General features: G+C 68.0%; 24 protein-coding genes and 1 tRNA gene. 5 read left to right on the forward strand and 20 right to left on the reverse strand.

The genetic code is table 11. The features are described 5' to 3' along the window. Positions 1–6: 6 nt before the first annotated feature. The gene (locus tag ACU5E9_RS03880; protein WP_456812312.1) at positions 7–411 is read right to left on the reverse strand and encodes a YchJ family protein; all 405 of its coding nucleotides are present in this window, start codon (positions 409–411) and stop codon (positions 7–9) included. A 56-nt stretch (positions 412–467) separates the two neighbouring features. On the opposite strand from ACU5E9_RS03880, the gene ACU5E9_RS03885 reads away from it, so the two are divergent. Further along, positions 468–890 (forward strand): hypothetical protein, encoded by a 423-nt coding sequence (locus ACU5E9_RS03885; RefSeq protein WP_456812313.1) that lies wholly within the window; start codon positions 468–470, stop codon positions 888–890. Between the two features lie 9 nt (positions 891–899). On the opposite strand, the gene ACU5E9_RS03890 is transcribed toward ACU5E9_RS03885, so the two are convergent. Together ACU5E9_RS03890 and ACU5E9_RS03895 are read right to left on the reverse strand one after the other, a co-directional pair. Further along, positions 900–1,415 carry an SOUL family heme-binding protein gene (locus ACU5E9_RS03890; protein ID WP_456812314.1) on the reverse strand — a complete coding sequence of 172 codons (516 nt, stop codon included), beginning with the start codon at positions 1,413–1,415 and terminating at the stop codon, positions 900–902. Positions 1,416–1,464: 49 nt separating this feature from the next. Further along, entirely contained in the window at positions 1,465–1,815 is a 351-nt protein-coding gene (locus ACU5E9_RS03895) for a zinc ribbon domain-containing protein YjdM (protein WP_456812315.1), read from the reverse strand. A gap of 226 nt (positions 1,816–2,041) precedes the next feature. On the opposite strand from ACU5E9_RS03895, the gene ACU5E9_RS03900 reads away from it, so the two are divergent. Together ACU5E9_RS03900 and ACU5E9_RS03905 are read left to right on the forward strand one after the other, a co-directional pair. After that, complete coding sequence (locus ACU5E9_RS03900; RefSeq protein ID WP_456812316.1) at positions 2,042–2,638, forward strand: hypothetical protein; 597 nt, start codon at positions 2,042–2,044, stop codon at positions 2,636–2,638. Next, entirely contained in the window at positions 2,635–3,426 is a 792-nt protein-coding gene (locus tag ACU5E9_RS03905; protein ID WP_456812317.1) for a PspA/IM30 family protein, read from the forward strand. The genes ACU5E9_RS03900 and ACU5E9_RS03905 overlap by 4 nt, the downstream gene beginning before the upstream one ends. Positions 3,427–3,446: 20 nt before the next feature. Here ACU5E9_RS03905 and ctaD read toward each other — a convergent pair whose 3' ends face one another. The 12 genes from ctaD to rplU all read right to left on the reverse strand — a co-directional run bounded on the left by ctaD (position 3,447) and on the right by rplU (position 13,172). Next, the gene (gene ctaD, locus ACU5E9_RS03910; RefSeq protein WP_456812318.1) at positions 3,447–5,204 is read right to left on the reverse strand and encodes an aa3-type cytochrome oxidase subunit I; all 1,758 of its coding nucleotides are present in this window, start codon (positions 5,202–5,204) and stop codon (positions 3,447–3,449) included. Positions 5,205–5,413: 209 nt separating this feature from the next. Then, positions 5,414–5,487 (reverse strand) — tRNA-Ala (locus ACU5E9_RS03915). Between the two features lie 73 nt (positions 5,488–5,560). Next, positions 5,561–5,980 carry a ribosome silencing factor gene (gene rsfS, locus ACU5E9_RS03920; protein WP_456812319.1) on the reverse strand — a complete coding sequence of 140 codons (420 nt, stop codon included), beginning with the start codon at positions 5,978–5,980 and terminating at the stop codon, positions 5,561–5,563. A gap of 48 nt (positions 5,981–6,028) precedes the next feature. Then, positions 6,029–6,805, reverse strand: coding sequence for a hypothetical protein (locus ACU5E9_RS03925; RefSeq protein ID WP_456812320.1), 777 nt, complete (start codon positions 6,803–6,805; stop codon positions 6,029–6,031). Positions 6,806–7,029: 224 nt separating this feature from the next. After that, positions 7,030–7,623, reverse strand: coding sequence for a nicotinate-nucleotide adenylyltransferase (nadD, locus tag ACU5E9_RS03930; protein WP_456812321.1), 594 nt, complete (start codon positions 7,621–7,623; stop codon positions 7,030–7,032). Between the two features lie 15 nt (positions 7,624–7,638). Next, a complete protein-coding gene (locus tag ACU5E9_RS03935; protein WP_456812322.1) occupies positions 7,639–7,845 on the reverse strand; it encodes a hypothetical protein in 207 nt (68 codons plus the stop codon). A 94-nt stretch (positions 7,846–7,939) separates the two neighbouring features. After that, on the reverse strand, positions 7,940–9,253 hold the full coding sequence (locus ACU5E9_RS03940; protein WP_456812323.1) for a glutamate-5-semialdehyde dehydrogenase: 1,314 nt from the start codon (positions 9,251–9,253) through the stop codon (positions 7,940–7,942). A 4-nt stretch (positions 9,254–9,257) separates the two neighbouring features. Beyond that, positions 9,258–10,067, reverse strand: a complete 810-nt coding sequence (gene proB, locus ACU5E9_RS03945; RefSeq protein ID WP_456812324.1) for a glutamate 5-kinase — start codon at positions 10,065–10,067, stop codon at positions 9,258–9,260. Between the two features lie 49 nt (positions 10,068–10,116). Next, positions 10,117–10,923, reverse strand: coding sequence for a glutamate 5-kinase (gene proB / locus ACU5E9_RS03950; RefSeq protein ID WP_456812325.1), 807 nt, complete (start codon positions 10,921–10,923; stop codon positions 10,117–10,119). Further along, on the reverse strand, positions 10,920–12,503 hold the full coding sequence (gene obgE / locus ACU5E9_RS03955; RefSeq protein WP_456812326.1) for a GTPase ObgE: 1,584 nt from the start codon (positions 12,501–12,503) through the stop codon (positions 10,920–10,922). Before obgE ends, proB (ACU5E9_RS03950) begins: the two co-directional genes overlap by 4 nt. An 84-nt stretch (positions 12,504–12,587) precedes the next feature. Then, positions 12,588–12,845: a 50S ribosomal protein L27 gene (rpmA, locus tag ACU5E9_RS03960; RefSeq protein ID WP_066595878.1), complete on the reverse strand. Its 258-nt coding sequence runs from the start codon at positions 12,843–12,845 to the stop codon at positions 12,588–12,590. Positions 12,846–12,863: 18 nt separating this feature from the next. Then, a complete protein-coding gene (rplU, locus tag ACU5E9_RS03965) occupies positions 12,864–13,172 on the reverse strand; it encodes a 50S ribosomal protein L21 (protein ID WP_110127466.1) in 309 nt (102 codons plus the stop codon). A 220-nt stretch (positions 13,173–13,392) separates the two neighbouring features. On the opposite strand from rplU, the gene ACU5E9_RS03970 reads away from it, so the two are divergent. Next, entirely contained in the window at positions 13,393–13,680 is a 288-nt protein-coding gene (locus ACU5E9_RS03970; RefSeq protein ID WP_456812327.1) for a DUF4031 domain-containing protein, read from the forward strand. A gap of 9 nt (positions 13,681–13,689) precedes the next feature. Here the strand turns inward: ACU5E9_RS03970 and ACU5E9_RS03975 are convergent, their stop codons facing one another. From ACU5E9_RS03975 to ACU5E9_RS03990, 4 genes are all read right to left on the reverse strand, one after another. Further along, on the reverse strand, positions 13,690–15,114 hold the full coding sequence (locus ACU5E9_RS03975) for a hypothetical protein (protein ID WP_456812328.1): 1,425 nt from the start codon (positions 15,112–15,114) through the stop codon (positions 13,690–13,692). Between the two features lie 7 nt (positions 15,115–15,121). Further along, positions 15,122–15,862 carry a TIGR03943 family putative permease subunit gene (locus ACU5E9_RS03980; protein WP_456812329.1) on the reverse strand — a complete coding sequence of 247 codons (741 nt, stop codon included), beginning with the start codon at positions 15,860–15,862 and terminating at the stop codon, positions 15,122–15,124. A gap of 34 nt (positions 15,863–15,896) precedes the next feature. Next, on the reverse strand, positions 15,897–16,946 hold the full coding sequence (locus tag ACU5E9_RS03985) for a permease (protein ID WP_456812330.1): 1,050 nt from the start codon (positions 16,944–16,946) through the stop codon (positions 15,897–15,899). 132 nt (positions 16,947–17,078) lie between these two features. Continuing rightward, positions 17,079–19,790 (reverse strand): Rne/Rng family ribonuclease, encoded by a 2,712-nt coding sequence (locus ACU5E9_RS03990; RefSeq protein ID WP_456813495.1) that lies wholly within the window; start codon positions 19,788–19,790, stop codon positions 17,079–17,081. A 278-nt stretch (positions 19,791–20,068) separates the two neighbouring features. On the opposite strand from ACU5E9_RS03990, the gene ACU5E9_RS03995 reads away from it, so the two are divergent. Further along, positions 20,069–20,668 (forward strand): vitamin K epoxide reductase family protein, encoded by a 600-nt coding sequence (locus ACU5E9_RS03995; RefSeq protein WP_456812331.1) that lies wholly within the window; start codon positions 20,069–20,071, stop codon positions 20,666–20,668. Between the two features lie 92 nt (positions 20,669–20,760). Here ACU5E9_RS03995 and ndk read toward each other — a convergent pair whose 3' ends face one another. After that, a complete protein-coding gene (gene ndk / locus ACU5E9_RS04000; RefSeq protein WP_456812332.1) occupies positions 20,761–21,183 on the reverse strand; it encodes a nucleoside-diphosphate kinase in 423 nt (140 codons plus the stop codon). Positions 21,184–21,185 lie beyond the last annotated feature (2 nt).

The following is a 21,185-nucleotide window of genomic DNA, read 5'->3' on the forward strand; positions in this document are numbered from 1 at the left end:
CGCTGGTCAGTCGACGGCGTCGACGTACAGCCACTCGCCGGCGACCTTTTCGAACCTGCTCACCTCGTGCTGCTGCGTGCGCACGCCGTCCTGCCGGGCATGGGCGGTGAATTCGACGATGCCTTCCGTGTCCAAGAGCCCGCCCGTCTGGGTGCGCTCGATATCCAGCCGCAGCCAGTGCACGCCGGGATCCAGCTCGAGGGTGGTCGGCCGGCTGCGCGGATGCCAGGTGCGGAGCAGGTAGTCGGCATCACCGACAGCGAAGGCGGAGTAGCGCGAGCGCATCAGCATCTCCGCGGTGGCGGCCCTGGCCTGCCCGCTGTGCAGGCGTCCGCAGCACTCGGCGTAGCTGTTGCCACTCAGGCAGGGACAGCGAACAGGAGCAGCGGTCTGGGGTTCCGAAGAGGGCACGCAGCAATTATCGCCTGACCCGCGGCATCCCGGGTCCGCTGGCTATGCTCGTGCCCATGCTCACGTCGACGGACCCGCCGCCCAGCTTGCGGTCACTGACCCCCGCGTCGGCGGAGGCCGTGGCCGGAGTGCACCTCACGGCAAGGGAGGCGTATTACTCCGTTCAGCCGGATCCGTCCGGGGCGCCGGCACAGGCGGAGGCGTACGCCCGGATGTGGCACTCCCGGCTCGGCCGGGAGGACTGGCAACTCACCGGCGCGTCTTCAGGCCGGGACCTGGTGGGCTTCACCGCCGTCCAGTTGCCCGCCGTCCAGGTGCTCGCGGGCCACGACCGGGCGGAACTCGAGGTGTGGTCGCTCAATCACCGAGCGCGTGAGTTCTACGTCCGGCGCGGCTGGGAAATAGACGGCCGAAGAAAGCCCGCTCACGCCGGTACACGCTATCTGGGCATGGTCCTGCGGTCGCCGGTGGGTCCCTGACGGGGCCGGTCAGGCCGAGATCACCCGGACGAGAGCTTCGTGACGGGCCAGGAAGCCCGGTTTCCAGGGCGGATCCAGCCGGGCGAAGTAGACGCCACCGCTCGGCTCCAACCGCACCGCGGTGACGTGGGCGAGGAGTTCTCGGCTGTGCTCCGACAACCTCTTGCCGGTCCAGCCGCCACCGAATCGCAGGGCGGCGGCCTCGTGGGCGGCAACGGAGCGGATGCGCACGGAATCGTCCAGTGGAAGCGGGACGGCGGCCGGGTCGGTGCCCGGCGGGAGGGCGACGCTGACCAGGTGCTGGGACTCCCCCGTCGGCTCCTGCAACAGCGGGGCGGTCACCCTGAAGGCCGCCTCGGCCTGGTTGCCGCCGCTGAGGAAGCGGTGCAGCTCCCGAGCGCCAACGGCGGCTGCCCTGGCGACGCCGGCGTCCACCCGCACCTGCACGAGCACGCAGGCCGGATAGCGACGGACGTCGAAGCGGGGAAAGGCCCGTACGACCGTGTACGGCAGCTGCTCGGTCATACCGGGAGTGTAATCCCGTCACCCCGAACGGGGGTGTCCCACGGGCGGGTCAGGCCTTCTTGACCACGCTGGACTTGAGCTGCGTGGTGACGCCCTCGATGCGCGCCTCGATGTCGTGGTCGCCGACACCGTTGCGCAGGCGGATATCGCGCACCTTGGTGCCGACCTTGATCACGTTGGAGCCGCCCTTCACCTTGAGGCCCTTGATGATCGTCACGGAATCGCCGTCGGCGAGGGGGCTGCCGAAGGCGTCGGTGATGACGGTCTCGGCGGGCGTGTCGTCAGTGGAAGCCGTGGCCGGGGCCCACTCGTGCCCGCACAGCGGGCAGACCAGCAGGGACCCCATCTCGTAGGTCATGTCGCTGGAGCATTCCGGGCACGGGGGCAGGGTCTCATTCACCTCCCCATCGTAGAGCCGCGCCGCCGCCGCGGAGGCCAGTCAAGACATTGAGCCAAATCGCGGGTAACGAGCGTACCTTGTGCGCTAGAAACGCGTACCCGGTGCCCACAGCCCGGCACCCGGACGCACCGGAGAGCTGCTGTGACGAAGGCGGAAGCATGGATCTGAACGGAATCATCCACACGGTCGACACCGACCGGACCTCACCGGAACGCGGGTGGTTGCTGTGAGCATGCTCGCCGAAATCATGCTCGCGCTGGCGAGCATCGTCGTCATCTCCACGGTGTCAGTGATCGTCCTCGCCCGGGTGCTGATTCGCCGGATCCGGCGCAGCCGCACCGTGACCAGTTCGGTGCTGCGCACCCGCGCCCTGGTCAGCGTCGGTCGGCAGCACGAGGTGCACACCCTGCGGCTGAGGCTGGCCGACACGCTCGCCAGCGGCCGCGCGGCCCTTGACCTGGCCGGGAGCAACGGCAGCCAGCTCGGGGAGTTGCACAGGCTCTACGACCGCATCCGCTCCGACGCCACCACCCTCGACGCGCAGCTCCTGCTGCTGCTCAGCGAACGCGACGCCGTCGTTCTCGCCGAATCGATTCCGGTGGCCGGACGCCGGGTCGACCAGGTCGCCTGGCTGGTGCGGCGCCTCCGCTCCGCCGTCGCGGCGGGGCTCGGCGACCGGACCGATGACTCCCTCGCCGCGCTCACGGACGACCTGGACCGTGAGATAGTCGCCCTCGATGCCGGGCTGCGCGAATTGCACACCCTCAACGGGCGCGAGCCCCGGAGCGTTATCAATCCCTTCACCGGACGGAGCGAATCATGACCTTCTCCTCACGGCTGCGCGTCATCTTCCGCAGCAAGACCTCCCAGGCGCTGGACCGGCTGGAGGACCCCCGGGAAGCCCTCGACGACAGCTACGACCAGCAGGTCGCCATGCTGCAGCAGGTGCGCCAGGGGTTGGCGGAGGTGGCCACGGCAAAGAAGCGCATCGAATTGCAGGGGCAGGAGATGGGTGCCCGCTACCGCCGCCTGGGCGCACAGGCCGACGAAGCGCTCAACCAGGGCCGCGAGGACCTGGCCAGGACCGCCCTGGAGCGGCGCACCCTGCTGGAGAACCAGGTGGCGTCGATCCGGGACCAGTACACCGGGCTCCAACAGCAGCAGCAACGCCTGCAGGACAACGAGCGGCGCCTCGCCGAACGGGTCGCGGCGTTCCGCACCGAGAAGGAGACCATCAAGGCGAATTACGCGGCATCCGTCGCACAAGTCAAGGCGAATGAGGCCGCGGCCGGCATCGGCTCGCAGATGACGGATGTGGGCGTCAACCTCGACCGCGCCAAGGACCGGGTCGCGCAGATGCAGGCCCGTGCTGCCGCCACTGACGAACTACTCGCCACCGGCGCACTCGACGACCTCACCGCTCAGCCCGACTCGGACCTGGAGCGCCAGCTGTCCTCCGGCGCGATCCGGGCCGACGTGGACCGTCAGCTGCAGTCGATGAAGTCCGCGCGCGCCGCGCAGTCCCCCCGGCCGGCCGGCGCGAACGGTGGCGCCGACAACGGCGCAGCTAATCCGGACGCGTGGTTGGGCATCGGCCAGGGGCCCGCCTGAGCTCAGGTCACGCGCTTAGGTCACTTCACCTGGTCGGTGTTCAGTTCGACCGTCGGGGCCTCCGGGGCGTCCTTGGCCGGACCGATTCCCACCGGCGCGCCGGCCTCCGGGTGGTTCAGGTCGAACGCGGGCCTCTCGGAGCGGATGCGGGGAATGGAGCGGAAGTTGTGCCGTGGCGGCGGGCAGGACGTGGCCCATTCCAGCGAGGCGCCATAACCCCACGGGTCGTTCACCACGACCTTCTGCCCACGCCGGGCCGTGATCCACACGTTCAACAGGAACGGGATCATCGAGACCCCGAGGAGCATCGCGCCGACGGTCGACACCTGGTTCAGCCAGGTGAAGCCGTCCTCCGGCACGTAGGAGGCGTACCGGCGCGGCATGCCCAGCACGCCGAGCCAGTGCTGGATCAGGAAGGTGGTGTGGAAACCGATGAAGAGCAACCAGAAGTGCCACTTGCCGAGGCGCTCATTGAGCATCTTGCCGGTCCACTTGGGCCACCAGAAGTAGAACCCGCTGAACATGGCGAAGACGACGGTTCCGAACACGACGTAGTGGAAGTGCGCCACAACGAAGTACGTGTCGGAGACGTGGAAGTCCAGCGGCGGCGACGCCAGGATCACGCCGGTGAGGCCCCCGAAGGTGAACGTGACCAGGAAACCGATCGCCCAGAGCATGGGTGTCTCGAAGGTCACGGACCCCTTCCACATGGTGCCGATCCAGTTGAAGATCTTCACGCCGGTGGGTACCGCGATGAGCATGGTCATCAGGGAGAAGAACGGCAGCAGCACCGAACCGGTGACGTACATGTGGTGCGCCCAGACCGTCATCGACAGGGCGGCGATGGAGATGGTGGCGTAGATCAGGGTCTTGTAGCCGAAGATCGGCTTGCGGCTGAAGACCGGGAACACCTCGGACACGATGCCGAAGAACGGCAGCGCGATGATGTACACCTCGGGGTGGCCGAAGAACCAGAACAGGTGCTGCCAGAGGAGGGCGCCACCGTTGGCCGGGTCGTACACGTGGGAGCCGAACACCCGGTCGCTCGCTGCCGCCAGCAGCGCCGATGCCAGCACCGGGAAGGCCATCAGCACGAGCAGGGACGTGACCAGCGTGTTCCAGGTGAAGATCGGCATCCGGAACATCGTCATGCCCGGCGCGCGCATGGTGACGATCGTGGTGATGAAGTTCACGCCGCCGAGGATCGTGCCGAAGCCGGAGAGTCCGAGGCCCACCATCCACAGGTTGCCGCCCACGCCGGGCGAGAATGTCGTACTCGACAACGGTTGGTAGGCGAACCAGCCGAACGACGCCGCCCCCTGTGGGGTGAGGAAGCCGCCGACGGCGATCAGGCTGCCGAAGAAGAAGAACCAGAACGACAGCGCGTTCAGCCGGGGGAAGGCCACGTCGGGCGCGCCGATCTGCAGCGGCATCAGCGCGTTGGAGAAACCGAAGAACAGCGGGGTCGCGAACATCAGCAGCATGATCGTGCCGTGCATGGTGAAGAGCTGGTTGTACTGCTCCCTGGTCTGCACGATCTGCAGCCCCGGTTCGAACAGCTGGGCGCGGATGATCAGCGCCATCACCCCGCCGAGGGAGAAATACAGGAACGAGGTGATCAGGTACATGTACCCGATGACCTTGTGGTCGGTCGACGTGATCCAGGACACGATGACCGAACGCTGGCGCCGGCTGACGGGCGCGGGCGCAGTATCGCTCTGCCCGGCCCCGCGTTCCGGGATGGTCGAACCGGCGGGTGCATCCGTGGTGGACGTCATGGCCGACACCTCCCAACACGTCTCGACGATACTTCGGGCCACTGTAAGGCGATGGTGCGGCCGGGGCTAGAGCCTGATCGGTCGAGGAAACATTTTTCCGCCGGGTGGGACCCGACCGGGCCGGCGGAAAATAATCAGAAAAACTTTTCTGACCGCGGGTATGCAAAAACCCCCGATGACTACTGTCATCGGGGGTTTCTGTCTCTGGGTGGATCCGAGGGGATTCGAACCCCTGACCCCCTGCATGCCATGCAGGTGCGCTACCGGGCTGCGCCACGGACCCAGACTTTGTTTCGAATTCCTCCGAAACAACTTCATTAGGTTACTACATGTTTTGAGTGCTCAAGAACCAAACGCTATTCCGCGGACTCAATTTCGACGGAAATTTCCTTCTCGGCGTCGTCGGATGCGCGCGCGCTGGCCAGCTCGATCGGGATGACCGGGCAGTCCTTCCACAGGCGCTCCAGGGAGTAGTAGACCCGCTCTTCCTCGTGGAACACGTGCACCACGAGATCGCCGAAGTCCACGAGCACCCAGCGGCCCTCGGCGCGGCCCTCACGACGCAACGGCTTGTAGCCGGCCTCGATCAGTTTGTCTTCGATTTCGCCGGCGATGGCGACGACGTTGCGCTCGGAGCGCCCCGTGACGATGAGGAAGATGTCGGCCAACGGCAACGGGTTGGAGACGTCGATGGCAACGAGGTCCTCCCCCGCTTTCGAGTCGGCGGCGGCGGCAGCCACCTTGAGGAGCTCGAGAGCGTGAGCAGAAGCGGTCATGGATTGAATCCCTGAGTTAGTAAAGCGAAAAGGATGGCAGGAGAAGAATTAGTAGATGTTGAAGGCGTAGCCGACCACGAAGAGTGACAGCACGCCGATCGCGAGAACCGCGGCGGTGATGGCCAGGACGGTCGGCAACGACGCACCCCGCTTGCGCGGTGGCGTCATCACCCCCCGAGTGGACGTGTGGGTGCTCACGGCACGACTGGCGCTCACGGGCGCGACATCGTTGTGGTGCCCACCCTCGTCGAGCTGGTCGAGCATCCGGTCCATCTCCGACGAGTCGAAGAGATTCGGGTGCTGGCCGGTGGCGCCGAGGCTGCGCGGCAGGTCGATCGAGCCGGTGATCATGATCTCGCCGGTGCTCGTGATGGGACCGGCCGTGCCCTGCCGTGGGATGGCGGGCAGGATCAGGGCGTTGGTGGTCGTGGGGATGCCGCCGGCGCCCATGCCGCTGCCGACCAGGTCGTCGAAGGTCTGGTCGTCACGACGACCGATGCTCTGGATGTGACTGTCGTCCTCGCGGTCGACGGACCAGTGCCCGATGGGCGGGTTCAGCCCGCCACCGGGAGTGGCGGCGTCGATGGGAACGGAGGGAGTCGCCAGGGGCAGCGGAGCCGGGTCCGCGCTCGCGCCGGCCGGTTCGACGCCGGCGGATGCCGCGGCTTGCAGCGCCCGCAGTTCGCGGCGGGTCAGGGTGTGGCCCGGGTCGACGACGACGGAGTCGATGACGGCGGGTTCAGCGACGGCGGGCTTGGCAGCAGCGGGCTCAGCAACAGCCGGCTTGGCGACAGCCGGCTCGGCCACAGCGGGCTCGGCAGTCACGGCTGGAGATTCATCGGGGATCGGCAGTGGAGCCGGCGCGGGCCGGGCTGCTTCGGGCCGGTCGACGGGCGGCGAGGTGTGCCGGGAGTGATGCGGTTCGGGCGTGACGGGTGCGGCATCGGCGGAATCGCCTGCCGGGCCGTTTTCGGCAGCGGCCGGCTCATTCTCCCGAGCCAACTCGCGCAACTGTCGTCGCGTCAGTGGCTGCGGGCTATTACCCAACGTCATGCCACACTCCGATACAAATGATGCTTTGAGATGTACTGGACAACCCCATCGGGGACCAAGTACCAGACCGGGAATCCCCGGTTCACGCGTGCCCGGCAGTCAGTGGACGAAATAGCCAGAGCCGGAACCTCCAACAAGCTTACGTCCTGGTTAGGTAAACCTGAAATGCTCAGGTCGTGTCCCGGACGACTCACAGCCACGAAGTGCGCCAGTTTCCAGAGCTCCGCCACGTCTTTCCACCCGAGGATCTGGGTGATGGCGTCGGCGCCGGTGATGAAGAAGAGTTCGGCGTCCGGCCGTTCGGCGTGCAGGTCGCGCAGCGTGTCGATGGTGAAGGTGGGGCCGGTGCGGTCGACGTCGACCCTGCTCACCGTGAACCGGGGGTTCGACGCCGTCGCGATGACGGTCATCAGGTAGCGATGCTCAGCCAGGGTCACGTCCGGCTTCTGCCAGGGCTGACCGGTGGGTACGAAGATGACCTCGTCGAGGTCGAAACTCTGGGCCACCTCACTGGCGGCCACGAGGTGCCCGTGATGGATGGGGTCGAAGGTGCCGCCCATCACGCCGATGCGTGGGCGGTGACGCGTCACCGTCTGCCAGTCGGCTTAGTGGCCGCCGTGGCTGGCTGCGCCACCGTGGGCGGCCGCGTAGGCATCGGCTTTGGCGCTGTGACGGTTGGCGACGTCGCGGTAGGTCCACAGCACGAAGCCGAGGGCCGCGAAGATGACCAGGGCGACGAGCCCGTAGACCCAGGTGGGTACGGGCAGCTGGGTGTGCTCGACCTCGGCAAGGACAGCGGTCACGAACAACATGGGATCTCCGTTCACAAAGACGTGGTTCAGCTGATGCGCGCCGGGCGGGCTGCGACACCGCGACCAGTCTAGCGGGGGTGCCCGAGCGAGCCGGTTACGCCCGGACCTGGCCGGAGCCGCGCACGATCCACTTTGTGCTGGTGAGCTCGGGCAGCCCCATCGGGCCGCGGGCGTGGAGCTTCTGGGTCGAGATGCCGACCTCGGCGCCGAACCCGAATTCGCCGCCGTCGGTGAACCGGGTGGAGGCGTTGACCATCACCGCGGCGGAGTCGACTTCGTTGAGGAAGCGTTCCGCGTTGACGATGTCGTTGGTGATGATCGACTCGGTGTGACCGGTGGAGTAGCGGCGGATGTGCGCGATCGCCGCATCCAGGTCGGCGACGACGGCGACGGCGAGGTCCAGGCTCATGTATTCGGTGGCCCAGTCGTCGTCGGTGGCCACCACGGCGGCCGGGAACAGGCCCCGGACAACCTCGTCGCCGTGGATGGTGACGCCGGCTTCGGCCAGTTTCGCGAGCACCGCCGGCAGAACCCGGGCCGCGGCGGCCTCGTGCACCAGCACGGTCTCCACGGCGTTGCACACACTGGGTCGTTGCACCTTGGCGTTGTGCACGATGTCCCGTGCCCAGTCGGCGTCGGCGGAGGCGTCCAGGAAGATGTGTACGACGCCGGCGCCGGTCTCGATCACGGGGACCGTGGACTCCGTGACTACGGCCTGGATCAGGCTGGCGCTGCCGCGGGGAATCAGCACGTCCACGAATCCGCGGGCCTGCATCAGCCGGGTCGCCCCCGAACGGCCGAACGGGTCGATGGTCTGCACGGAGGCCGCGGGCAGGCCGGACTCCACGAGCGCCTGCTGGATCAGCTCGACGAGCACCCGGTTGGAGTTCTCGGCGGCCGACCCGCCGCGCAGCACGGCGGCGTTGCCGCTCTTGAGCGCCAGGGCGGCGATATCGACGGTGACGTTGGGACGGGCCTCGTAGATCACGCCGACGACGCCGAACGGGACCCGGACCTGGCTGATCTTGACGCCGTTGGGCAGGCTGCTGCCGCGGATCACCTCGCCGACCGGGTCGGTGAGGCGTTCGATGTCGCCGACCGCGTCCGCCAGCGCCAGGATGCGGGCCTGGTCGAGCGTGAGCCGGTCGAGCAGGCCGGCGCTGAGGCCGTTCGCGGCACCGGCGGCCAGGTCGAGCGCGTTCGCGGCGACGATATCGGTGACATTGTCACGGAGCGCCTGCGCGATGGCGCCGAGGGCCAGGTTCTTCACCTCGGTGGGCGCCGTCGACAGCGCCAGCGACGCCTCCCGGCCGGCCGCCAGCAGGGCCGTGAAGGCATCCGGCGGGGTTTCGGTTGCGGAGGCAGCTGAGGATGTGGGCAGCACGGAAGTGGAAAGGGTCTGCGACATGCCCCTAGTTTAGGCCAGGAGCACCCTGGCGGGCCGGGTGCGCCGGCTCGAACCAGGTGCCGATCCTGTCCCCGCCGAGCGCCTCGGCGACCAGCGCCGTCGACGTCACCAGCACAGCGGTGCCGGCCTGCGCCGCGATGCGTGCGGCGGAGACCTTGGTTCCGGCCCCGCCGGTACCGACCCCGGACTGCGACGACCCGAACTCGACACCGGGCAGGGTATCCCCCAGCGCTACGTGGTCGATGCGTTCGGCTCCGGGCAGGTGCGGCGGCTTGGTGTACAGGGCGTCGACATCGCTCAGCAACACGAGCAGGTCGGCCTTCACGAGGGTCGCCACGAGCGCGGCCAGGCGGTCGTTGTCGCCGAACCGGATCTCGTGGGTGGCGACGGTGTCGTTCTCGTTCACGATCGGCAGGATGCGCAGCCCCAGCAGCCGGTCCATGGCCCGCTGGGCGTTACTGCGCGGCGCCGCATTCTCGAGGTCTCCGGCGGTGAGGAGCACCTGGCCGGCGATGATGTCGTATCGGTCCAGGCTGTCCTGGTAGCGGAAGATGAGCAGGTTCTGGCCCACCGAGGCGGCGGCCTGCTGGGTGGCCAGGTCCGTGGGCCGTTCGTCGAGGCGCAGGTAGGGCATTCCGGTGGCGATGGCGCCGGAGGACACCAGCACGACCTCGGTCCCCCGACCGTGGGCGGCGGCGAGGGCGTCGACCAGCTTCGCGATCTGGCCGACGTTGTCTCCGCTGATGGACGACGAGCCCACCTTGACGACGATGCGGGACGCATTCCGCACCGATTCCCGGGTCAGGCCGCTCATCCGGCCACGCACCCGGGCACGCTCGACCGCGTGTCGACGACCGGCCGGGTCACAGCAGTGCCCGCCCGGGGATGGTCGGCGCCGGTTCGAACCAGGTGCCGACGTTTTCGCCGCGGAGGGCCGGTCCGGCCAGTGCCGTCGCGGTGACGAGCACGGCAGTGCCCGCCGCGGCGGCCAACCGGGACGCCTTGACCTTGGTGTTCGCGCCGCCGGTGCCGACGCCGGGCCCGCTGCTTCCGCCGAACTCCATGCCGGCGAGCTCCTGGTCGAAACCGATGTCGTCGATCCGCTCCGCGCCCGCCAGGTGCGGCGGCTTGGTGTACAGGGCGTCGACGTCGCTGAGCAGCACGAGGAGATCGGCCCGGATCAGCACCGACAGCATGGCGGCCAGGCGGTCGTTGTCCCCGAATCTCAGGCCGTGGGTGGCCACGGTGTCGTTCTCGTTCACGATCGGAAGGATCCGCAGGTCGAGAAGACGGTTCACGGCGCGGCGGGTGTTGCTGCGGTGCGGCTCGTCGAGCAGGTCGCCCTCGGTGAGGAGCACCTGTCCGGCGGAGATGCCGTGCCCGTCGAGGGTCTCCTGGTAGATGGCGGCGAGCAGATTCTGCCCGACCGATGCGGCGGCCTGCTGGGTGGCCAGGTCCGCCGGGCGCGCCTCCAGGCCGAGGTGCTGCATCCCGGTCGGCACCGCGCCGGAGGAGACGAGCACGATCTCGGCGCCGCGGTCGTGTGCTTTCGCCAGGGTCTCGATGAGCGGGCCGATCTGGGCGGCGTTGGCACCGCTGATCGAGGACGACCCCACCTTCACGACGATCCGCCGTGCCGTGGAGATGCGGGCGCGCTCGTGGGCGCTCATTCGGAGTCGCCCTCCTTGGTGCGACGGCGCGACGCGTTGTTCTCGGTGACCTCGCCGTCGGTGCCGTTGTATTCCTCTTCGCCGGTGGACCACATGCCGGCTTCGCGCTCACGGATGAGCTCGGCACGGGCGGCCGCCTTCGCGTCCATCCGGCCCAGGTACTCTTCCCGGCGCTCGTTGCTGGTGCGGCGCTTGGAGTCGTCCATCCGGCTGTCGGTACCGCGCGGGGCAGTGATCAGCTCGGCGGTAGAGGTGAGGGTGGGCTCCCAGTCGAAGATCATGCCGTCGCCGGGGCCGATGACGACGGTCGAACCGGCGACGGCGCCGGCCTTGAACAGTTCGTCTTCGGTGCCGAGCTTGGCGAGCCGGTCGGCGAGGAAGCCGACGGCCTCGTCGTTCTTGAAGTCGGTCTGCTGCACCCAGCGCTCCGGCTTGGCGCCGAGGATGCGGAAGATGTTGCCGAACGAGCCACCTTCGACGCGCACGATGAAGCCGCTGTCGTCGACGGCCTTGGGGCGGATGACGATGCGGGGCTTGAGCGCTGCGGCCTCAGCACTCGTGATGCGGCCGGCCTCGACGGTTTCGGCCAGCGCGAAGTTCAGCTGGCGCAGTCCTTCGTGGCTGACCGTGGAGATCTCGAAGACGCGGTAGCCGCGCTCTTCGAGCTCCGCCTTGACGAAGGCGGCGAGCTCGCGGCCCTCCGGCACGTCGATCTTGTTCAGTGCGATCAGCTGCGGGCGTTCGAGCAACGGAGTCTGGCCGTCGGGGACGGGGTACGCGGCGAGTTCGCCGAGGATGACGTCCAGGTCACTGATCGGGTCGCGGCCCGGGTCGAGGGTGGCGCAGTCCAGCACGTGCAGCAGCGCGGTGCAGCGCTCGACGTGGCGGAGGAACTCCAGGCCGAGGCCCTTGCCCTCGCTGGCGCCCTCGATGAGGCCGGGCACGTCGGCGACGGTGTAGCGCACCTCGCCGGCGTCGACGACGCCGAGGTTGGGATGCAGGGTGGTGAAGGGGTAGTCGGCGATCTTGGGCCGAGCCGCGGAGATGGCCGCGATCAGGCTGGACTTGCCCGCGGACGGGTAGCCGACGAGTGCGACATCCGCGACGGTCTTGAGCTCGAGGAGGACGTCGCCTTCCCAGCCGTAGGTCCCGAGCAGGGCGAAGCCGGGGGCCTTGCGCTTGGTGGAGGCGAGGGCGGCGTTGCCGAGCCCGCCCTGGCCGCCGGGGGCCACCACGATGCGGTCGCCGACCTCGGTCATGTCGGCGAGCTGGTTGCCCTCGGTGTCCTTGACCACGGTGCCCAGCGGAACGGACAGCTCGATGATGTCGCTGCCGTAGCCGTTGCGGTGGTCTCCCATGCCGGGGCCGCCGTTGGCGGAGCTGCGGTGGGGTGAGCGGTGGAAGGAGAGCAGGGTGGTTACCTGCGGGTCGGCGACGAGGACGATGTCGCCACCGTTGCCGCCGTTTCCGCCATCGGGGCCGGCGAGAGGCTTGAACTTCTCGCGTTTGACCGAGACACAACCGTTTCCTCCGTTGCCCGCTCGCAGGTGCAGCGTGACTTGGTCAACGAACGTGGCCATGGAAATGCCCCTTTCAGGTGGCGATAAAAACAAACATGAGGACGAGCCGAAGCCCGCCCTCATGCTGAAAAGCTGTGTGGATGCCTAAGCGGCGGCCACCACGATGTTGACGACCTTGCGGCCACCCTTGGCACCGAACTCGACCGAGCCGGCTTCGAGGGCGAAGAGAGTGTCATCTCCACCGCGTCCGACGTTCACGCCGGGGTGGAAGTGGGTGCCACGCTGACGGACGATGATCTCGCCCGCGCCGACAACCTGACCACCGAAGCGCTTCACGCCGAGGCGCTGCGCGTTGGAGTCACGACCGTTGCGAGTGGAACTCGCACCTTTTTTGTGTGCCATTAGTTATTCTCCTCGGGCCTAGGCGATGCCGGTGACCTGAACGCGAGTGAGCTCCTGGCGGTGCCCCTGACGCTTCTTGTAACCGGTCTTGTTCTTGAACTTCTGGATGACGATCTTCGGGCCGCGGAGGTCGTTGAGGACCTCGGCAGTGACCTTGACCTTGGCCAGGGACGAAGAGTCGGAGGTGATCTTGTCGCCGTCGACGAGAAGCACGGCGGCCAGCTCGACGTTGCCGTCCTTGTCAGCCTTGATACGGTCCATCGTTACGATGGTCCCGACCTCTACCTTCTCCTGCCGCCCACCGGCGCGCACAACTGCGTAAACCACTTTACGTACCTATCTCTGGGGAACCCCGGGGGCTCCGATTCCTATGATGGAAAGTTACCGGTGCGAATAATCCAAGTCGGATCATCACACGCAGAAAACCTTGGCGCTCGCGTGGACATAGTCCTTCGCACACCAACACTCGACTTTAGCGGATCGGAATGCCCCGGTCAAACCATCTCGGTACCGCGTGTCGCGCCGGGCTCCTGCCTACACTCACAGGATGGGCATACTGATCGACCAGCCGGCGTGGCCGGCGCACGGAACCCTCTGGTCGCATCTGGTGAGCGACTCCTCTCTGGCAGAGCTGCACGCGTTCGCGGCGGCCCAGGGCATCCCGCGCCGCGGCTTCGATCGGGACCACTACGACGTGCCCCTGGCCCGATACGAGAGCCTGGTAGCGGCGGGCGCCGAACCCGTCGACTACCGTGGACTCGTCACTCGGCTGCGGGCAAGCGGGCTGCGGGTCACCGCCAGGGAACGACGATCGAGTCCGACACCAGGGCACTGACCCGGCTGCTCACCAGGTGGCATCCATCCCGACTATGCTCCGGGTCATGGCACCGGTGGCGAGGTCCACGAAGACCGTCGTCGTGGTGGTGGCCTGCGGATTGACGGGGTACCCGTCGTTCACCTGGGTGTCGCTGTTGGGCACGGTTTGAATCGCAAGGTACTGGTCGTTGGGCGAGAGAGAGAATCCCACGATGGTCTCGTTCACGAGCGCCGGCCGGTAGACCACAAGACTGGACTCCTGGCCGGGCTCACCGGTGACCAGGGTGAGGTACTGCACGACCCGGCCGGTCGCCTGGTCGAATTCCGCCACCCGCTGCACGTACCCCTCTCCCCCGGTGAGGAAGTGCAGTTCCGCGGTGTACGGGGTGGTGCCGGCCACGTCCTGGGGGACGATGGCGTCCTCCGAACCCGTGGAGAGGTCGAGGACGTACTGGCGGTCCTGGTCGGAGACGGCGATGCGCAACCCGTCGGGGGCGAAGGCGTTCAGGTTGGGGAACTGGCCGATCGGGATCGGCGCGTCAGCCACGGCGGGGTCCACCAGCAGGAGCGTCGTGTCGAACAGTTGGGCGACGATCTCGGCGCGACGGGGCATGAAGCCCCAGCTGATGGCCTGCACGGCAGCGCCATCAAGCCCGGGAATGGTGGCCAAGGTGCCCGTGGTGAGGTCTAGGAGGAAGAGGGTGTTGTCGTAAACGGCACCGCCGGCACCGGCGACGCTGCTGAACCGGAATCCCACCGTGGCCGACAGGGACGACGCCTGGAGGTCCTGCACGGTTCCGGTGCCCGGCAGCGTGAGCTCGGCCGAGCTTCCGTCGGCCGCGACCAGATTGAGCCGGCTGGTCAGGTCGTCGGCGAGGGTCACGACCACCAGTTCGTCCCCGGTGGGGACGAAGGACTGGATGTACGGCGCGGTGTAGACGACTGTCGTCTCGGCGGACCCGACGGTCGTGCGAACGATCCGGTCGGGATCCTTGGTCGACTCGCCGGGCAAGGCGGGCGCGCGGGTGAGGACGTAGAGCGGAGACTCACCGGTGTGGAAGGAGGTGGACAGCGTGGACACCCGGTCGGCGAAGGGCCCGGTGACACCGGTGACCCCCACGGTGTACGCCGTGTCATAGTCGAGCGGCTGCGAGAACACGATGACGATGGTGTCGTTGGTGGTCTGCACTTGCACGGCACTGGCCGGGGTCACCGTCACCTGGCCGGCGGTGACCTCGGCGAGCTGCTGGTTGGTCTCGAGCACCAGGCGTTGGTTGGCCTGGCTGACCACGGCGGCGGTGTCGATGCTGGTGCCGGTGAGGCGAGGGCCGTTGAGCATGTTGACGGCCACGAGGACCAGGCACAGGACGACCAGCCCCACCAGCAGGACACCGAGCGTGCGCCGGAACCGCCGGTCGGCGGGCATCCGGCCGGCACGGGCCTCCGTAGACACAAGGCGCTCAGTAGACATACGGGTCGCTCGGCTGCTCGACGGGGTCGATCGCGGTCGGTTCCACGGCGAGGGACGCCTGGGCGCTGCCGCTCGGGTTCGGCCTGAACGTGCCTTCCACCTCGACCCATTCGTCGGTGCTGTAGGTGTTCGACCACCCCGGCAGGTACACCGGAACCCCGATGGGCTGGGCGTCGACGGCGCAGCAGGTCACGACGAAGCGGGCGACGTAAAAGACGTTGTCGGGGTCGTCGGCGTCGGGGAGGACGAACCCGATGAGCCGGGCGGTCTTGTCCGCGAAGAGCGCTGGGTCCTCGGACTGGGCGAGCAGCGAGACCCATTCCTTCACACTGAGCCGCTCGTAGTCCCCGGTGCCCACGAGCGTGGCGGCCTGCTCGGCCGCGTCGGTGCTGTCCAGGCCGCCGGAATTGATCTCCCGTTGCGTGGCGGTGGCGCTGGTGAGTGTCGCCGGCGGGAGCGCCAGGACGGCCACGGCCGCGATCACGAGCAGGAGGCCGCTGCCGGTCACGGTGACGGCCAGGCGGCGCCGGGAGGTGCGCTCCGCGGCCACTGCTGCGGAGGGGAAGAAGAAGGATGCCAGCACGAACACCAGGCCGAGCGCGGCCATCACCAGGGTGAAACCGAAGTAGCGGGGGTGGATGTACAGCCCCAGCTGCCCGGTGACTCCGAGCCAGACCGTGGCCACGACCACGACCAGGCTCAGCCCGATGCCGCGCCAGCGTTCGGCCACCCGGCCAGCCCACTGTCTTCTAGCCCACTGTCTATTAGCCCACATAGTTCAGCAGCAATCCCGCAGCGGCGCTCATGAGGGCCACAAGCGCGGTGATCTGCACCAGGGTGCGAGTGGTGAAGGTGGTGCGCATCAGCGCCAGCATCTTGACGTCGATCATGGCTCCGAAGGTGAGGAAGGCGGCGATGCCGCCGGGCATGAACGTGCTGCCGAAGGACAGCACGAAGAAGGCGTCGACATTGGAGCAGACCGCCACGATGAAGGCGAGCGCCATCATCGCCAGCACCGACCAGACCGGGTTGCTGCCGAGCGCGAGCAGCACCGACCGGGGCACGAAGACCTGGGTGAGCGCGGCCACGAGCGACCCGATGAACAGCGCCGGCATGATGACGGCGGTTTCCCGGGCGAAGAGGTCCACCGAGGTCTGGATCCGGCTCGGCGGCCGGCCGTGCTCGTGATTGTTGTCGTGCCCCTCGTGCCCGTCGTGCCCGGTCGGCGCCGGTCGCGCGCAGCTGGCGGCGAAGGCGGGCGTCAGCAGGCTGTCGGGGTCCGGGTGCCGGCTGTACAGCCAGCCGATCACGTTCGCGATAACGAACCCGGCCACGATCCGGGTGATCAGGATGCCGTCGCCGAAGCCGAACGCCTGGTGGGTGGTGATGATCGTGATCGGGTTGAGGATCGGGGCGGCGAGGAGGAACGTGATCGATTCAGGAATCGTGAAGCCACCGACCATGAACCCCCGGGCGAGCGGCACGTTTCCGCACTCGCAGACCGGGAAGAACATGCCCAGCAGCGAAATGGCCGCCCGGCGCAGCAGCGGCGTCCGGGGCAGGAAGCGGAGGAGGAAACCGTGCGGCAACCACACCTGCACCACGGTGGAGAGCAGGATGCCGAGGAAGACGAACGGCGCCGATTCGATGATGACGCTGAGCGCCAGGGTGACGGTGTCCTGGGTGCGGTCCGGCAGCCCCCAGCCGTCGAAGGCCGGGCTCACGGCCCGCACCAGGAATGCCAGCGCCACCAGGACGATGCCGAGGATCAGGCCGGTGGGCACGCGGCGCACCGTCCCCCGATCCCTGTGCATGAGGCCAGCCTAACAATCGGAAAGTAGCCGTCGCGCCCGCACACCGATACATGCCGGCCCGGGAATGCAGCGAGCGGTGCCGCCCCGTCCGGGTGGCACCGCTCGCCCAGCCGCAGCTGGAACGGTCCGGGTCTAGCGGGCGTCGTCCGTGGGAATCACGATCGGCTGCACCGAGGCGGTGGGACCGCCTGCGGTGGTGACCCGACGGCTGCGGGAGCGACCCTGGCCGGGCTGCTTGGGCTCGGGCAGGGCGTCCAGGACCGAGTCGAGCAGCTGGTCGGTGACCTGCTTGCTGACCGGGCGGCGACTGCGCGGTGACTTCTGCACCGGGATGTCGAGAATCTCAACGGCACCGGTCCGCGCTTCACCGGTCTGCGCTCCACCGTCCTGGCCTGCGCCGACGTTTGTGTCCGCCGACTCGGCGGTGACGGCCTCGACGCCCTCCGGCGGGGCGGTGATGCTCGTGCCGGCGGTGCGGGAGGAGTCATCCGTGGGTGCGGAGTCGTCAGCCGGGCGGCTGGCCCGGTTGCCGGAGCGGCCACGGTTGCGGCCGTTGGAGCGTCCGGACGAGGCGTTCTCGGTGGCCGCGGGCGCGACATCCGCCGTCGCAATGCCATCAGTGGCGGCAGACCCGAACCCGGCGGAGGAATCGACAGCGGCCGATTCTGCCACAGGTGCTGAGCCGGCCGGCGCCTCCGCCGCAACGGGAGCGTCTGCTGCCGCGTCGGTCCCCGGTGTCGCGTCGGCCTCGGTCGGCGCGATCACCGGGATGGAACCGGTGAGCGAGCGGGTGATGGTGCGCGCGGCGATCAGGGCGAGGGCGTGCTTAGCGTCCTCGGTGATGCCGTGCGTGCCGTGACCGGCCTTGGCAGCGTCGGTCGCGGCCGGTGCCGCGTGTCCGCTGCCGGACTGGCCGTTGTTCCGTGAGCCGGACTGGCCGTTGTCGTGCCCGTTGCCGGTCGACTTGCTGCGCGGGCGACGTTCCTGCGCCGGCTGGGCAGTCTGGCGGTGCTTGACGACGGGGTCGTGGTGGATGACGATTCCACGGCCGGCGCAGGCCTCGCAGTTCTCGCTGAACGACTCCAGCAGGCCGAGGCCGAGCTTTTTGCGCGTCATCTGCACGAGGCCGAGCGAGGTGACCTCGGCGACCTGGTGCTTGGTGCGGTCCCGGCTGAGGCATTCGACGAGGCGGCGCAGCACCAGGTCGCGGTTGGACTCGAGGACCATGTCGATGAAGTCGACGACGATGATGCCGCCGATGTCGCGCAGGCGCAGCTGACGCACGATCTCATCGGCCGCTTCGAGGTTGTTCTTGGTGACGGTTTCCTCGAGGTTGCCGCCGGAGCCGACGAACTTGCCGGTGTTCACGTCGACGACGGTCATCGCCTCGGTGCGGTCGATCACGAGCGAACCGCCCGACGGCAGCCAGACCTTGCGGTCCAGCGCCTTCTCGATCTGCTCGGAGATGCGGTACTCGTCGAACGCGTCCCGTTCGCCCTCGTAGCGCTGCACGCGCTCGACGAGGTCGGGCGCGACCTGGCGCAGGTAGGACTCGATGATCTCCTGCGAGTCGTCGCCGGAGATGACCATCTTGTGGAAGTCCTCGTTGAAGACGTCACGGACGATCTTGATCAGCAGGTCGGGCTCGCTGTGCAGCAGGGCCGGACCGGAGACCGTGTCGACCTGCTTGGCGATGGATGCCCACTGCGCGGTGAGGCGGTTGACGTCCAGGGTGAGCTGTTCGTCGGTGGCGCCCTCCGCGGCGGTGCGCACGATGACGCCGACGTTGTCGGGCAGCACCTCCTTGAGGATCTTCTTCAGGCGGGCGCGCTCGGTGTCGGGCAGCTTGCGGCTGATGCCGTTCATGGAGCCGTTGGGCACGTAGACGAGGTAGCGGCCCGGCAGGGAGACCTGGCTGGTGAGCCGGGCGCCCTTGTGGCCGATCGGGTCCTTGGTGACCTGCACGAGGACCTTGTCGCCGGGCTTGAGCGCCAGTTCGATGCGGCGGGCCTGGTTGCCGCCCGGGGAGTTCACCGCTGCGGCGTCCCAGTCGACCTCACCGGAGTACAGCACGGCGTTGCGGCCACGGCCGATGTCGACGAAGGCGGCTTCCATGCTGGGCAGCACGTTCTGCACCCGGCCGAGGTAGACGTTCCCGATCAGGGACGCATCCTGGTTCTTGGCCACGTAGTGCTCGACGAGCACGCCGTCTTCGAGCACGCCGATCTGGATCTTGTTGTGCTTGGCCCGCACGACCATGGCCCGGTCGACGGACTCGCGGCGGGCGAGGAACTCGGCCTCGGTGATGACCGGGCGCCGGCGGCCGGCGTCGCGGCCGTCGCGGCGGCGCTGCTTCTTGGCTTCAAGGCGGGTGGAACCCTTGATGCGCTGCGGCTCGGTGATGAGCTCGGGTTCGCGGGTGGTGCGCACCCGGACCACGGTGTTGGCGGGGTCGTCGCTGCGGCTCTCGTCGCCGGTGCGTCGACGCGCGCGGCGGCGAACGGTCGAGGCTTCTTCGGAATCGTCGTCCTCGTCGTCGAGTACACGTCCGCCGGTTCGAACCGGTGCCGGCAGGATCGCCGGCGCCTGGAAGATCAGGGATGTCGTCGGGCGGCGAACCACTTCGACGCTCTCGTCGAACGGGGTCGGCAGCGCGGGGAACGCGACGGGCTGGTCGATCGCGTCCACGTCGAGCGCTTCCACATCCAGCACGGGAGGGGCAAGCGGCGTGGAGGCGCTTGGCGTCTCGACGGCCGGTGCGGCCTGCTGTACGGGAACCTTCCTGGTTGTTTTGCGAGTGCCGAACAGGCCCTTGCGCTTCTTGTTGTCGTTGTCTTCCACCATCACTGGTGCGCTCCTTGACCGCTGTGGGTGACCGCGCCACCCACTTGGCTACTCTCTCGTGCGACGATTCCGCTTGCGCGAAAACCCCGCGAATCCTATTGCGTCCTGCAACCGGCTCTTGGCTCTGGTTGCTAATACCTTTGGTCTACGACCAATGAATCTGGGCGAATGCCGCCCATTAAGCCTTATGGCATCGGTTTGAGCGCGGCTCAAACGACTGTTTCGATTATCGCATGCATTCCCAGGGTCGCGTGCGCGCCACATGACATAATCCGTAAGTGCCACTCACCGCCTCGAAAAAGCCTCCCATCGGCCTTGCCGTCTTCCTGATCATCGCCGGGGCGATCGGTTTCGCGGCGGCTTTCGCCCTCACTCTCGACAAGTTCACGATGCTGGAAGACCCGACGGCCCAGCTGTCCTGCAACTTCAGTGTGCTGGTGGGATGCAGCACCAATCTGGGCTCCTGGCAGGGCGCCGTGTTCGGGTTCCCGAACCCGCTCATCGGCGTGGCCGGCTGGAGCGTCGTGATCACCATCGGAGCGGCGATCCTCTCCGGCGCCCGGTTCGCCCGCTGGTTCTGGCTGGGCCTGAACCTCGGCGTGACCGGCGCGCTGGTCTTCGTGATCTGGCTGATGGGGCAGAGCTTCTTCGTCCTCGACGTGCTCTGCCCGTGGTGCATGGTCACCTGGACGGTGACGATCCCGGTGTTCCTGGCGGTGACGCTGTACAACCTGAAGACCGGCATCATCCCGGCCACGGCCGGCATGCGCCGCCTGGCCGCCGGCGCGTACTCCTGGATCTTCGTGATCACGATCGCCTGCTACATCGTCGCGGCCACGGTCGCCCAACTCCAGATGGACTTCCTCCACCGCCTCTAACCCCCGTCAGCCTCCGCGAGACGTGAGAAGGGCCCCGAAAACTCGACGTTTTCGGGGCCCTTCTCACGGTTCGCGAGGGGGTGGCTGCGTGGTTAGGCGAACCAGAGGGCCAGCTCGCGGGCGGCGGACTCCGGGGAGTCCGAGCCGTGCACCAGGTTCTGCTGCACCTTCAGGCCCCAGTCGCGGCCGAGGTCGCCGCGGATGGTTCCGGGTGCCGCGGTGGTGGGGTCTGTCGTGCCGGCGAGGGCTCGGAAACCTTCGATCACGCGGTCACCGGCGACACGGATGGCCAGGATCTGGCCGCTCTCCATGAACTCGACGAGCGGCTCGAAAAACGGCTTGCCGGCGTGCTCGGCGTAGTGCTCGGCGAGGAGCGAACGCTCCGCCTGCACCAGCTTGATGTCGACGAGGGAGTATCCCTTCGCCTCGATCCGGCGGAGGATCTCGCCGGACAGGTTGCGGGCCACGCCGTCGGGCTTGACCAATACGAGTGTTTCCTGAACCTGGGTGCTCATGT

It is taken from the genome of Cryobacterium sp. AP23 (genome assembly GCF_054075385.1).

What these genes read in the sequence shown, in the direction of transcription:
- proB (WP_456812325.1), bottom strand. Translation starts at nt 10,923, where the DNA reads ATGAGCGCCCACGAGCGCGCCCGCATCTCCACGGCACGGCGGATCGTC.
- rpmA (WP_066595878.1), bottom strand. Translation starts at nt 12,845, where the DNA reads ATGGCACACAAAAAAGGTGCGAGTTCCACTCGCAACGGTCGTGACTCC.
- ndk (WP_456812332.1), bottom strand. Translation starts at nt 21,183, where the DNA reads ATGAGCACCCAGGTTCAGGAAACACTCGTATTGGTCAAGCCCGACGGC.
- ctaD (WP_456812318.1), bottom strand. Translation starts at nt 5,204, where the DNA reads ATGACGTCCACCACGGATGCACCCGCCGGTTCGACCATCCCGGAACGC.
- ACU5E9_RS03905 (WP_456812317.1), top strand. Translation starts at nt 2,635, where the DNA reads ATGACCTTCTCCTCACGGCTGCGCGTCATCTTCCGCAGCAAGACCTCC.
- obgE (WP_456812326.1), bottom strand. Translation starts at nt 12,503, where the DNA reads ATGGCCACGTTCGTTGACCAAGTCACGCTGCACCTGCGAGCGGGCAAC.
- ACU5E9_RS03940 (WP_456812323.1), bottom strand. Translation starts at nt 9,253, where the DNA reads ATGTCGCAGACCCTTTCCACTTCCGTGCTGCCCACATCCTCAGCTGCC.
- ACU5E9_RS03890 (WP_456812314.1), bottom strand. Translation starts at nt 1,415, where the DNA reads ATGACCGAGCAGCTGCCGTACACGGTCGTACGGGCCTTTCCCCGCTTC.
- proB (WP_456812324.1), bottom strand. Translation starts at nt 10,067, where the DNA reads ATGAGCGGCCTGACCCGGGAATCGGTGCGGAATGCGTCCCGCATCGTC.
- ACU5E9_RS03985 (WP_456812330.1), bottom strand. Translation starts at nt 16,946, where the DNA reads ATGCACAGGGATCGGGGGACGGTGCGCCGCGTGCCCACCGGCCTGATC.
- ACU5E9_RS03970 (WP_456812327.1), top strand. Translation starts at nt 13,393, where the DNA reads ATGGGCATACTGATCGACCAGCCGGCGTGGCCGGCGCACGGAACCCTC.
- ACU5E9_RS03885 (WP_456812313.1), top strand. Translation starts at nt 468, where the DNA reads ATGCTCACGTCGACGGACCCGCCGCCCAGCTTGCGGTCACTGACCCCC.
- ACU5E9_RS03935 (WP_456812322.1), bottom strand. Translation starts at nt 7,845, where the DNA reads ATGTTGTTCGTGACCGCTGTCCTTGCCGAGGTCGAGCACACCCAGCTG.
- ACU5E9_RS03990 (WP_456813495.1), bottom strand. Translation starts at nt 19,790, where the DNA reads ATGGTGGAAGACAACGACAACAAGAAGCGCAAGGGCCTGTTCGGCACT.
- rsfS (WP_456812319.1), bottom strand. Translation starts at nt 5,980, where the DNA reads ATGACCGCTTCTGCTCACGCTCTCGAGCTCCTCAAGGTGGCTGCCGCC.